The 12,455-nt window shown below is 71.9% G+C and carries 9 protein-coding genes and 1 pseudogene; 4 read left to right on the forward strand and 6 right to left on the reverse strand.

Annotated features, from left to right (window positions below; genetic code table 11):
• The first annotated feature begins 583 nt into the window (after positions 1-583).
• Positions 584-736 (forward strand): hypothetical protein, encoded by a 153-nt coding sequence (locus AB0D04_RS40625; protein ID WP_362712438.1) that lies wholly within the window; start codon positions 584-586, stop codon positions 734-736.
• A gap of 749 nt (positions 737-1,485) precedes the next feature.
• Here the strand turns inward: AB0D04_RS40625 and AB0D04_RS40630 are convergent.
• The 6 genes from AB0D04_RS40630 to AB0D04_RS40655 all read right to left on the reverse strand — a co-directional run bounded on the left by AB0D04_RS40630 (position 1,486) and on the right by AB0D04_RS40655 (position 7,476).
• Positions 1,486-1,644, reverse strand: coding sequence for a DUF6760 family protein (locus AB0D04_RS40630; protein ID WP_085927347.1), 159 nt, complete (start codon positions 1,642-1,644; stop codon positions 1,486-1,488).
• Complete coding sequence (locus AB0D04_RS40635) at positions 1,641-2,054, reverse strand: hypothetical protein (RefSeq protein ID WP_109888413.1); 414 nt, start codon at positions 2,052-2,054, stop codon at positions 1,641-1,643. The genes AB0D04_RS40630 and AB0D04_RS40635 overlap by 4 nt, the downstream gene beginning before the upstream one ends.
• Entirely contained in the window at positions 2,054-2,497 is a 444-nt protein-coding gene (locus tag AB0D04_RS40640) for a phage tail protein (protein WP_238575828.1), read from the reverse strand. The genes AB0D04_RS40635 and AB0D04_RS40640 overlap by 1 nt, the downstream gene beginning before the upstream one ends.
• Before the next feature lie 90 nt (positions 2,498-2,587).
• The gene (locus AB0D04_RS40645) at positions 2,588-4,156 is read right to left on the reverse strand and encodes a phage tail sheath subtilisin-like domain-containing protein (RefSeq protein WP_362712439.1); all 1,569 of its coding nucleotides are present in this window, start codon (positions 4,154-4,156) and stop codon (positions 2,588-2,590) included.
• A 78-nt stretch (positions 4,157-4,234) separates the two neighbouring features.
• On the reverse strand, positions 4,235-5,950 hold the full coding sequence (locus tag AB0D04_RS40650) for a DUF4157 domain-containing protein (RefSeq protein ID WP_362712443.1): 1,716 nt from the start codon (positions 5,948-5,950) through the stop codon (positions 4,235-4,237).
• A gap of 314 nt (positions 5,951-6,264) precedes the next feature.
• The gene (locus AB0D04_RS40655; protein ID WP_362712440.1) at positions 6,265-7,476 is read right to left on the reverse strand and encodes a hypothetical protein; all 1,212 of its coding nucleotides are present in this window, start codon (positions 7,474-7,476) and stop codon (positions 6,265-6,267) included.
• Between the two features lie 393 nt (positions 7,477-7,869).
• Here AB0D04_RS40655 and AB0D04_RS40660 point away from each other — a divergent pair, with 393 nt between their 5' ends.
• The 3 genes and pseudogenes from AB0D04_RS40660 (at position 7,870) to AB0D04_RS40670 (ending at position 12,384) form a co-directional block, all read left to right on the forward strand.
• A complete protein-coding gene (locus tag AB0D04_RS40660) occupies positions 7,870-10,590 on the forward strand; it encodes a BTAD domain-containing putative transcriptional regulator (RefSeq protein WP_362712441.1) in 2,721 nt (906 codons plus the stop codon).
• A 9-nt stretch (positions 10,591-10,599) separates the two neighbouring features.
• Positions 10,600-10,767 (forward strand): annotated as a pseudogene (locus tag AB0D04_RS40665) (hydrolase); the annotation flags it as partial.
• Between the two features lie 276 nt (positions 10,768-11,043).
• Positions 11,044-12,384: an RICIN domain-containing protein gene (locus AB0D04_RS40670; RefSeq protein ID WP_362712442.1), complete on the forward strand. Its 1,341-nt coding sequence runs from the start codon at positions 11,044-11,046 to the stop codon at positions 12,382-12,384.
• Positions 12,385-12,455: the final 71 nt, after the last annotated feature.

Below are 12,455 nucleotides of genomic sequence, written 5' to 3' on the forward strand. Positions count from 1 at the left end.
GCCGGGAAGGTGCGGCCGAAGACCAGCCCGCCGCTGTACGACCCGTTGGGGGATGCCGGGTCGTACAGCGGCGGGGGCCGGTGCCGCACCCGCGCTCGCCGGTTCGGCGGCAGGGGTGCGGGGTGAGGGGGGAGAGACAGGGGGCGCCGCTGCCGGATCCGTGGTGGGTGCCGGCGCTGGCGCTTCGGTGCGTGGCAGAGGCGTGTTGGCGGGGGAGGGGGCGGTGCCGCTGCTCCCCGTATGTGACGAGGTGGCTGCCTGCAGGCGGCGCGGCGGCATCGCGACCTTGTCCGCCGTGGTGAGCGGAGGCCGCGCGCCGACGGCCTTCCGTACGGGCATGGCTACGGCCACGGCTGAGGGGAGGGCGGCAGACCTCGTCCCACGCGACGTGGCGCGAGCGGCCTCACCTTCGCCGGCGGGCACGGCTTGGCCGGCGGGCACAGCCCTGGTGCTGGGCGCGACCGCGGGACCGGGCCCGACCGTGCCACTCCCACGCGCATCGCCAACACCCCTGGATGCCGGCTCGGCCACCGCCGACCTGGGCCCTCCACCTCGCAGGGCGCCTGAGGGCATGCCGGGCGGCATGGCAGGCGGGACGGAAGACGTGACGGACGGTGTGATGGACGGCCCGGCCGCCGAGGTGACCGGAGGCGTGCTCGGCGAGACGGACGACGCGGTGCTCGGCGCGTCGTTCCGCGGGGTCGTGGAGGGCATCTTGCCCCCCGAAGTGGGGTGACGAGGAGCGCGGGCGGCAGCCGTCGCGGGCGGCGGCGCCGCACCCGGCGCAGCCGCCCGCTGTACGGCGGCCGCACCTCGGGCGTCGATACGCGCTGGGTCCTGGGTCTCGGTACGTGCCGCATTCCGGCTTTCCGCACGTGCCGCACCGAGGGTCTTCGCACGTGCCCGACCGCGGGTCGTCATACGTGCCCCACCCGGGGTCCTCGTATGTGCTGCCCCACCCACGGGCCCGGCTTGCGGCGCGGAACGTACCCCGACGCCCTGCCCCGCAGCCGCGCCTCGTCCCGCGCCCGCTCCTGGCACGGCAGCGAACCCGGAGGCCGCCCCCGGCACGGCAGCGAACCCCGAGCCCGCCTCCGCGCCCCCGGCCGCTGCCTCATCCACCCGTCCCGTGACCGGAAGCCGCAGAACCGGGAGGCCGAGGTCGGCGGGGCGGCCCGCGACGGGCACCAACGCATCGCGCAACACGCCACCGGGTGCCGAGGCATGGACGTCATGCCCCAGCTCCCCTCCGAAAGAGGGGTTGCGGTGCGCGCTCAGCGACGCGGCGAAGCCGGCCTCCGCGACGGTGCGGGGCGCCTCCAGGACCCGCTGGATGGGGGGCACGGCGGACCAGCCGCCACCGCCGCCACCACCGCCACCGTCCGCGCTCCCGGCAGAAGCATCCGCAGCCGCCCCGGCCTCAGGCCCCTGCGCACGCTGCGTACCCCGCGACCCCCGCCGCCACCTGAACAACCCCATCCTCCGTCACTGCTTCCCTTCAGCCCGCTCCACCAGGGCGGCGATCTGTGACACGTACGCGCGCCGGTCGGCGTGTTCGAGGTCGAGGATGTCGTCGATGCCCCAGTGGAAGTGGTAGGCGAGATAAGCGACTTCCTCCTCGATGCGCCCGGTCGCGTACGTCACGATTCCCCCAGGCGGCTCCCGGCCAGCTCTACCTCGAAAGGCTCCTCGCAGTGCGGGCAGGACACCGCGGCGCGCGTGTGCCCCTCCGCATTGATCTGCCGATAGAAATCCTGCAGAAAGGCCAGGTCGGAGGCGAACATGTTCTCCACCGTCCCGTCGTGCACGGAGGCGAGCGTCCCGAGCCGGGTGATGACCCGGCCCAGCAGCACGACCGACAGATAGGCCGGGTTCTCGCGCACCCGCACATCCCGCAGCGGGATCAGTTCGTCCCGTGCCGTCGCGAGCCGCATCGCGCCGTTGCGGTGGACGGTCCCGGACTCGTCCACGAATCCGCGCGGCAACTCGAACTCGAATTCCGTACGCAGGGGCTCGCGTTGCTGTTGTGCCCCCGCCGGGCCGTCGCGCCGCATTACTCGATGACCAGCTCTTCGAAGACGATGGTGACCTGCTCGGTCAGCGCGGCGGCGTCGCCCGCCTTGACCCCGCTGGTCTCCACCTTGCTGCACCAGGCATTGCGCATGTTGTAACGCTTCACAGGGCTGTTCTGGTAGTCCATCATCATGATCGTGGCGTTCTTACGGGCCGAACCCATATCGCCCGCAATGGACTTGTTGATCCATTCGCTGAACGCGCCGCTCTGCGTCATACCGCGCGTCACCGTGCACTCGCCGGCCTTCTTCGTGCCGGGCATCTTCTTCACGACGGGCTTTCCGTCCGCCGAGACCTGCTGGTATTCGATGACGTCCTGCTCCATGGTCAGACCACTGACCTCCTGCAGATATTCGACCATCACGCCGTCGATCTGCAGGCCGAAATTGTGTGAGGTGAGGGCATCACCGGGCTGAAGGGACAAGGCGGTTCACTCCTGGGTGCGCTGAGAGGAAAGAAAAATCGTGACGGGTGAGGGGACGAGGGTGGGGACCGCGGGCCCCGGCTACGGCTGCTACTCCTCCAACTCCCCGCCACCGCCCGAGAACTGGGCGAGCCGGAAGACCACGAATTCGGCGGGCTTGACCGGCGCGATGCCGATCTCGCACACGACCCGCCCCACGTCGACGGACTCGACGGGGTTGGTCTCCGCGTCACACTTCACGTAGAACGCGTCCTCGGGCCGCTGCCCGAACAGTGCGCCCGAGCGCCATTCATTCACCAGGAACGCCGAGATATTGCGCCGGATACGGGCCCACAGCGCCGCGTCGTTCGGCTCGAAAACCACCCACTGGGTGCCGATGAGAATCGACTCCTCCAGGTAGTTGAAGTAGCGCCGTACGTTCAGGTAGCGCCAGGCCGGATCGGAGGCCATGGTCCGCGCGCCCCACACCCGGATTCCGCGTCCGGGGAAGGCCCGGATGCAGTTCACGCCGATCGGGTTGAGCAGATCCTGCTCGCCGCGGGTGATCTGCAGCTCCAGGTCGACCGCGCCACGGACGATTTCATTGGCCGGGGCCTTGTGGACGCCACGCTCGGAGTCGTTACGGGCCCAGACACCGGCCATGTGGCCGGACGGCGGAATGGTGCGGGTCTGGCCCGTGGCCGGGTCGAAGGCCTTGATCCACGGGTAGTAGAGCGCGGCGTAGCGGGAGTCGTAACCCGCGACCTCCTGGCGCCACTTGCGGATGTCGCGTGCGTTGAGCGCCGGCGGCGGGTCCAGGACGGCCATCCGGTCGCCCATCAGCTCGCAGTGCGCGACCAGGCCCAGCTGAACGGCCTTGACCTGCTCCAGGTCGATCAGGCCCTGCTGATAGGCGGCCATCAGGTCGGGCACGGCCACCATGTTGACCTCGTCGAGCGCCTCCAGGCCGCCGAAGCCGGTGCGGTCGGCGGAGTCGCCGATGAACTGGCCGGAGGCGATCCGCTCGACCGCGCGGCCTGCGGCGGGGGCGGCGGGCGCCGGGGCCAGCGTGACGCTCTGCGCGTCCGGCTTCGCCACCTGCCCTGCCGGGACGGCCTCTTCGACGACAATCGCCTTGGACCGCTGCTTCACCTGCGCGACGACATAGTTCCGCGAGCTCTTCTTCGCGCTGACGTCGAAACTCTCGACGACCTTGTCGCCGTCCCTGACGACCAGCTTGAACCGGTCGGCGTTGCCCTCGCCCTCGACGTCCTGCACCTCGACGGTGAGCGCCCCGCCGTTGGCGGAACCGGCCGCGATCGCCGAGACCTTGAAGGCCCCCAGCGCGGCCGGCTCCCCGGCCGTCAGCGCCCTGGGCGCCTCGCCGGCCGTGGTGGCCTGCGACTCTCCCTCGCCGGAACCACCCACCCGCACGACATACGCGGCCGTGCCACCGTTGTTGAAGAACCCGTACACGGAGTGCGCGAGGTAGTACCCGTCCGTGAACTCACCGAAGGCGGCCACGTACTGGGACCAGTTCGTCACCAGCGTCGGGTCATTGAGCGGGCCGGTGGGCGCCAGGCCGACGAAGGCCGCCACGGACGTCCCGACCCCTTCAATGGGCCGCGATCCGCTGGCGACTTCCTCGACGTATACGCCGGGGGACAGATAGGTGGGCATGGCGCCCCTTTCCTCCGTGATTCGGATTTCTCTGTGGTTCAGAACTGGTCAGGCAGATCGGTGGGAGGCGTAACCTGGTCACACACCGGACCGGACGCGTTGGTCTGCCGCGCGCTTGACGAATTCTCCGGCGAGCTTGTCCACCGTTCTCCCGGAGAGTGGATCGAAGGAGCCGAGCACTCCTTCCAGGTTTCCCAGTTGTGGATGGTCCACGGCCTTGATGCTCAGCCGAATGGACTTCGCAAAGGGAGTGCCGGGTATCGGATCTGCGTCGAATTTCGCCCAGAAGGTGTCGGCGCCGGCCCCGGCCCAATCGAGAATCATGTTCTCCCAGGGAATCATGGCCGAGTTCGCGGAGAAGAGTCCGGGCACGAGATTTCCGCCCTCGGTGCGGCCGCCGAGTTGCGCACCTCGTATGTGCAGCCACTCCCAGTTCTGGTCCAGCGGAAGGTGCATATTGAGGAATTGACGGGCATAGGCTGCCGCGGCCAGCGCATTCCAGTTGTGCATGGCGGCGTCCTGGCCCGAGCCGCGGTCCATGGTGGAAATCGTCCGGCCGCTCACCCAGCCGGAGGTGGCATCCGCGGCCGGCAGCCCACGGAACTCCCGGTGCACGCGTTCCCAGTCCTCCGTCCCGGGTACGAGACTCGCGAAGAAGGCGTCGTCGCGCCGTTGGCCCCCGGTGCGCACGCTGTGCGTGGCAGACCGCTGCTGGCGCACGGTCGATATGTAGAAGATCTTCCGCCCATGTGCGCTGTGCTCGTAGAAGTTGCTGCCTATTTCGGCGGTCAGCCCGTTCTTCAATCCTTCGTACTGCGCTTCCCCGGTCGCCTTGTGGAACGCGACCTCAGGAAAGCCGTCGAGCTGGGCGCCCAGGGTCTCCAGCGCCTCGTTCCTGTTCATTCCGAAGCTGAGGAGGTGACCGCGCGCGGCGGGGAGCCGGGAACCGCCACCGGTCTGCCAGACCGAGGCACCCTTGTCGTACGCATGCCGTGCCACGCCCTTGACGGCCCGCCCCAGCACGTCATTGATCCGGACGAGCCGGTCCTCGCGGGAGTGCAGGGCATAGATGTCACCGAGTGCTGCCACGTGGTCGACGGGGTCGCCCTGGGCCTGTGCGACGTGGTCCCGGAACCTCGTGAGTGCCGTGTGTGTCACGAACAGCGGGCCGTGGCCGTCCAGGCGGTAGAGGTAGGCGTAGTCCTCCGCCTCGTCGTTGCTGTCCTTGTAGATCCGCTCGTCGGCGTTGGCCATGTGCATGGCGCGCTGCACCTCGGCGTGGCCGGCCCGTGGGCCGGAGGCTTCCGAGGGGTGCGGCCGGCCGTCGGCCGTCGCCCGCTGGACGGCGGCGGCACCCGACATGGCACGTGCCGCATTCGTCTCCGCCTCCCGCTCGAACCGGTCGGACGGGTCGCTCACCTTCGTCCCGTCGCCCCGGTCGGTCCCCGCGACCGGGCCGCTCCGCTGCTGAAGGACATGGGTGAGCTCATGAGCCAGCATGTGGCGGCCCGCGGCGGAGGACGTGTCGTACCGACCGCGCTGGAAGACGATGTGGGAACCGGACGTATACGCATGGGCGTTGACCGATTCGGCGGACTCGTGTGCGGCGGGGTCCGTATGGACGCGCACATCGGAGAAGTCGGCACCGAGGCGGGACTCCATGTCCGTGCGGACCGGCTCGGCGAGGGCACGACCGGGGGTGCGCAGTACGTCCTGGACGGCCGAGCGCTGCACGGTGGAAGGTGCGGTGTGGCCGCAGGCCGGGCCGTGCCGGTGCTGCTCCTGGTCGGCCATGGCAGCCGAGAACGCCGCGTTGCCCATGGCCCGTTGGAGAGCGGCGGCCGCCTCCGGGGCGAGGCGCTCTGCCTGGCCGGCGGCTGCCAGGCGGGCCGCGTCGGCGGTGCGGGAGGGGGTGCTACGCGCGGCGTGCGCGGTCCCCGAGCGGTCGCTCCCCGCGCCGGGCTGCCGATCCTCTGCCCGCATGACGTTCCTCCCCCATCACCACTGCTGCCACTTCTGCGCCCTACGCTCTCGACCCTGGCCGATGGGCGGGCTCGGCTGTAGAGACGAACGGGCGCCTTCGGGGGCAGAGCACGCTGCCCGTTAGGTCATGTGGAAGGTGCCGTCCGCGCTGCGTAGGCCAGGTTCTGGGCGCGGATGACCGCGTCGAAGGACTGGTCGGTGCCGGCCCGGCCGTACAGCGCGAAGTAGCCGAGGGACTTGCCGTGCTGAACTGCACTGGTGCGGTCGGCGGCCGCCTCGTACGTGAGGGTGTCGTCACCGTCGCGCAGGATGACGGAGGCGAAGTGGTTCGCCCAGCCGTCCGGGGCCGCTCCGGTCAGGTCGACGAAGTGGTTCTCGCCCACGGCGGGTGCGTGGCGCCGCACGCTGAGGCCGCCGTCCTCCGGCCTGCCGATGAGCTGCGCCGCGGCTCCCTGGCAGTCGTTGGGGAGGGCGATGAGCAGCTCGTGCACCAGGCCCTCCTGGTTCTCGACGGCGGGGAGGCCGGCGAGGAAGTCAGAGGTCAGGCCCGGCATGAGGACGGCGAGTTCCGTCAGCCCCTCCCGGCCGGGGCGTTCCGGGTAGGGGAACCGCGCGGCGATCCAGCCACCGCCCATCGTGGCCAGCGCCAGCTTCATGGCTTCGGCCCGCAGCCCGTCGACCACAGGGCCCGGGGGGTCGGTCCGCGCCTTGAGTGCCGTCACGATGCGCTGGGTGAGCGCGATGAGCTGCCTGACTTCCGGGGGGTCGGTCAGGGACTGCTGGTATGCGGCACGCTTTTCGTCGCGCCGTGCCGCGCTGTCCCCGCGTACGGGCTCGTGACCGGCACCCTCCGGGTTCCGGCCGGCGGCCCGTACGGCGGTCTCGGCCCTCGCCGGGTCCTTGTACACGGGCAGCACCCGGTACAGGGTGCGCTCACCGACCTGCACGGCAGCCCCGCGCTCCAGGGTGATCGCCACCCGGGCCTGGGCCTCGAGCTCGCGCGCGGCGGCAGTGATCATGTCGCCGTCGGCGTAGGCCTCGTAGCGGCCCCGGACGGCGATGCCGCCATTGGCAGAAACCTTGTCGAAGCCGAGGGCTGCCTCTCCCTCCCCGTACCGCTGTATGTGCTGTGTGTGCCGTGGGTCCCTTGCGTTCTCCGGTGCCGGGGCCAGCGCGCGGGCGACCGCCGCATTGCCCGCTGCCCGTTGGAGGGCGCGCAGCGCGTCCGGCCGGTGGGTGGACAGGGGTGCGGCGGGGGTGCGAGGGCGTTCGGAACCGCGGGCGGCCGTGCGCGGCGCCGATTCCTCGCCCGCGGCCCGCCGTTCGTGTGCGTGCACGAAGGCTCCGTTCTGGCGGCCGGTCGGTGGCTGGTGGGTCCGTGGTCCGTCCTGGGTGGCCCCGGGCCGTCCCGGGCGGCCCCGCTGCCGATTTTCGGCCGCGGCGCGGGTCACAGCCAGAGGCGGAAGGGGAGCCGAAGAGGCAGGGTGACTGCCCTGCCGAACACCGGCAAGCGTCGGCGGGCACCGTCGAGCACGGGCGAGCACGGACGAGAACCCCTGCCGGCCGGAGAGAACAAGGGAGCAAACAGTGGTCCAGTACTGGACGTTCGCGGGTCGGTCCTGGGCAATCGGTGTGCGTGCGCTGCGTTACCGTTTGGTACGGCCGGTACATCAGTGCTGGTCCGAAGGGGTAGCGCCGCAGGACGACAGGGGCAGGGGAGCGAGCAGGCAGTGCGCGGCGATGCGGACGGTGCGGACGACATGGAGGACGCGGCGGAGGCGAGCAGTCCGGAGCGGGGCGACCGGTTCCGGTTTCAGACGCTCGGCCCGGTGCGGGCGTGGTGCGGAGACAGCCCGCTGGACCTCGGCCCGCCGCAGCAGCGCGCCATGCTGGCGGTGCTGCTTCTGCACGCGGGCCGGCCCGTGTCCGTCGCGCAGTTGGTGGACGCGCTGTGGGGGGAGCGGCCGCCGCCGCGGGCGGTGGGCACCCTGCGTACGTACGTCTCGCGGCTGCGAGGCCTGCTGGAGCCGGACCGCAAGCCCCGGCAGCCCGCGCGCCTGCTGGTGTCGTCGGGTGGCGGCTACGCACTACGGGTGCCCGGCGAGGCGCTGGATGCGGCCCGGTTCGAGGAGCGGCTGGTCGCGGCGCACCGGTTGCGGAAGGCGGGCGACACCGCGGGCGCCTACGAGCGGCTGAGGAGTGCGCTGGCGCTCCCGGCGGGCGTGGCGCTGGCCGGGCTGCCCGGACCGTACGCACAGCGGCAGCGCGACCGGCTCACCGAACTGTGCGTCACCGCCCAGGAGGAGCTCTTCGACTGCGTGGTGGAGTTGGGCCGGCCTGCCGCATCGATGGCCGACCCGATCGCCGGACTGCGCGCCTTCGCCACCGAGCATCCGCTGCGCGAACGCGCACAGGCCCTGCTGATGCTGGCCCTGCACCGCGCGGGCCGCCAGGCGGAGGCGCTCGCGGTGTACGCGGCCACCGTCCGTACCCTCGACGCCGAACTCGGTGCCGAGCCGGGCGACGAACTCCGCGCGCTGTACGAAGAGTTGCGCGAGGGATCGGGGGGCCATGGGCCCGGTCCCAGGTCCGGGGGGCCTGGAGGCGGTCCTGCCGGTGATCGGGCCCGTCCCGACCGTGACCTCACGGGTGACGGCCGGGACCGCCGGCCCCACCCGCCCCGCTCTCCCAGGGACACCTCGCGTATCGGCCCTCCACCGACCGTGCCGGCTCAGCTCCCGCCCGACATCGCCGATTTCGCGGGACGTGCGGAGGCCGCCGCACACCTGGTCTCGGCGCTGCGCGGGGCGTCCGGCGGAAGGGCACCGGTGGTGGCCACGCTCAGTGGGCTCGGCGGCGTCGGCAAGACGGCGCTGGCCGTGCATGTCGCCCACACCGTACGGGCCCACTTCCCCGACGGGCAGCTGTATGTGGATCTGCAGGGCACCGACCTGGCTCCGGCCGGCAGCAGCTCCGTTCTGACGCACCTCCTGCGCGCCCTCGGCGTCGCGGAGAGCGCGGTACCGGACGGGGTGGAGCAGAAGGCCGCCCTGTACCGCTCGCTGCTCGCCGACCACGAAGTCCTCGTCCTCCTCGACAATGCCCGCGACAGCGCACAGGTGCGGCCGCTGCTGCCCGGGGCACCGGGGTGCGCGGTGCTGGTCACCAGCCGTGCGCGGACGCTCCCGCTGCCCGGTGCCCACCGTGTCGACGTGGAGGTGATGGACGAGGGGGAGGCGCTGGGGCTGCTCGGCGCGATCGTGGGGGCCGAGCGGGTGGCCGCCGAGCCGGATGCCGCGCGCGAACTGGTCGCCGCCTGCGGCGGGTTGCCGCTTGCCGTGCGTATCGCCGCCGCCCGCCTGGCGTCCCGGCCGGGCCGCGCCATGGCCGACCTCGTGGCCCGGCTGAGCGATGAGCGGCGGCGGCTGGACGAGCTGCGGGTGGGCGACCTGGGAGTGGAGGCGGCCTTCCGGGGCGGCTACGAGGCACTCGGGCCCGGCCTCGCCCACGCTTTCCGGGCCTTCGCCCTGTGCGGCATGCCGACTTTCTGCCGGGGCGCCGCGGCTGCGCTGCTGGACACCACCGACGACGAGGCGGAGGCGGCGGTCGAGATGCTGGTCGATGCCGGGCTCGTGGAGCTGCACGGCGAAGACCGCTACCGCTATCACGAACTGGTCGGGCTCTTCGCGCGCCGGCTGGGCGAGGCGCACGACAGCCCGCGGGAGCGGGAGGCGGCGCAGCATCGTTTCTTCGACTATGTGCTGGCCACCGTCCTGACCGCGGTACGGCTGATCAGGCCGCACGGTGCCCCGCCCGGTCTGCTGCGCCGCCCGGACTCCCCGGGCCGTACGCTCGCCGATGCCGACGCCGCCCACGAGTGGCTGCACCTGGCGCACACGCGGCTGTACGCGGCCGTGGAGCGGGCCCTGGACGCGGCGCCCGTTCTGCTGGGTTCCGCCGTGGATCTCCTCACCGCGTGGTCGCAGGTGCTCAGCGGCACCGCGCGCCACCGCGACCTCGAACCGCTCGTCCGCCGCGCCGTGGACAGCGCCCGGCGGCACGGCGACGACGTGGCCACGGCGCGCGCCCGCCGCCTTCTCGGGGACCCGCCGCAGGCCGCCCACGGCCGTACACTGCCGAGCCTTGGAGAGCCCGACCGGGCCCGCCGCTCCCTGCTGCCGGCGCAGGCGGTGCCGGCACGGCGGGGTGTGGCCGATGCGGCGAACGTCGCCCGGCTGTTACGGCTACTTGCGGTGGCGGAGGCGCCGGTCCCGGATCCGCTCCGAGAATCCATCCCGGATCGGATTCCGCATCCGCTCCGGGATCCGGTCCAGGTTCCGGCGGGGGCGGGGCCCGGTCCAGGAACCGTCCCAGAGATGGCCGGAGGGGCAGGAGCCGGCGCCCCCAGGGCGGCACCTCCTTACCATCAGAGGCGGCGTCAACCGCCCTAGCCTGCGCGCATGACGTTGTGGACCTCTCCGGACCCGGCCGCCGTAACGGTGGATCCCGGCTCCCGCGGCACCGCCCGGCTGCGCGTGCGCAACACGGGGGACACGGTGGCGGAGTACCGGCTGTCCCTCGTACCCCCGGACGCCCCTGCCGGTCCCACGCCGTACGGGGTGCGTGTCGAGTCGGCCGAACTGGCAGGTCGTCCAGCTTCAGACGGGTGTGGTGGGCGTCCCAGGCGGACATCGGCGACCCGGACCTGGAGCGCGACCGGGCGTTTGCGGAGCTCGGCAACGACTACTTCCGCCATGACGGCCGGGCCGGGAGCCGTAAGCAGCCGGACTCAGGGAGCCTCAGGGATGCGCACAGAGCCGTAAGGGCACCTGCCTCTGCCCCCGGTTCTGCCCTTACGCACGCTGACCCGGACCCGGCCCCGCCGGTTGACTGCCCTGGTGAGCATGTGGACTTCACTGGAACCGGCCGCGATCACCGTCGACCCCGGTTCCGTCGCGAGGGTAAGGCTGCGGGTACGCAACACGGGCGACACCGTCGAGGAGTACCGGCTGCGGCCGGTCGGCGACGCGGCGGGCTGGACACGGGTGGAGCCGGAGGTGCTGCGGCTGTATCCGGGGGCCGAGGGCACGGCGGAGGTCGAATTCGCGCCCCCGCGGACGTCGGACGCCGTGGCCGGTCCGACGCCCTTCGGGATACGCGTCGAGCCGGCCGAGCACCCCGAGATCCGCGATGTGGTCGAGGGACAGGTCACGGTCGGGCCGTTCGCCGAACTCCGCTGTGAGCTGGTGCCCTTGGCGGTACGCGGCCGATGGCGGGCCAAAGCGGCGGTCGCCGTCGACAACCTCGGCAACCAGCCGCTGACGGTCTCCCTCTCCGGCCGCGAGAACGGCGACGCCCTCACCGTTGAGCCCGAGCCGACATCGGTCCAGGTCGCGCCGGGCCGTGCCGCCTTCGCTAACCTCACCATCCGCCCCGGAGCGGTGAGTTGGGTCGGTGGGACCAACAAGCACCCCTTCAGCGTCTCCGTGCTGCGCGCCGGAGCCAGCGAGCCGACCGATCTGCGCGGCACCTACCTTCAGCCGTCCGTGCTGCCGCGCTGGGCGATGGCGGTGTGCTCGCTGCTGGTCGTGGCGGCGCTGGCATTCGTTGCGCTGTGGTTCACGGCCCAGCCCACGGTGGCCACCAGTGCGAAGGCGAAGCCCGGTCCGACGGGACGCCCGGTCGATCCGCCCAAGAAGCCGGCGCCCTCGCCGTCCAAGGAGCCGTCCGAGGAGCCCTCGGAGGAGCCGGAGAAGGAGCCCGAGGGCGGCGACGAGAACAAGGACGAGGGACCGAAGGCGCAGACCATCCGGGACGCCGCCAATGGCGGCTGGTATCTCCAGGTCAACCAGGGTGGTGAGGTGGACGGCACCCAGGTCGGCCAGAACCCCGAGTGGACGGGGGAACAGTTCGGCCGCAACCAGTGGTGGATCGTCCATCACTACCCCGAGAACAACTCGGTCGCCCTGGAGGCGGCCAGCGCCCCGGGTCGTGTCGTCGACGTGAAGGTCAACACCAACGAGGTCCAGATCGAGGGTGTTCCGGGGGAGAACCTGCAGTCGGGCCGGCTGCCCCCGCACCAGAAGTGGCGGCTGGTGGATGCGGGCAACGGCCGCACCCGCATCGTCAATATGGCCAACAACGAGTGCCTCACCGATATGCAGAACGACAAGGGCGCGATCACCTGGAAGTGCGCCGAGGGGCCCAATGACGTGCAGGACTGGAAGATCTCCGACGGGCCGTGAGCGCCGGGCGGGACGGTCCGGGACCGGCCGGAGCCGCGCCGGGCCGCCGGAGACGCCGGAGACGCCAGGGC

It is taken from the genome of Streptomyces sp. NPDC048483 (assembly GCF_040651455.1).
Taxonomy (GTDB): Bacteria; Actinomycetota; Actinomycetes; order Streptomycetales; family Streptomycetaceae; genus Streptomyces.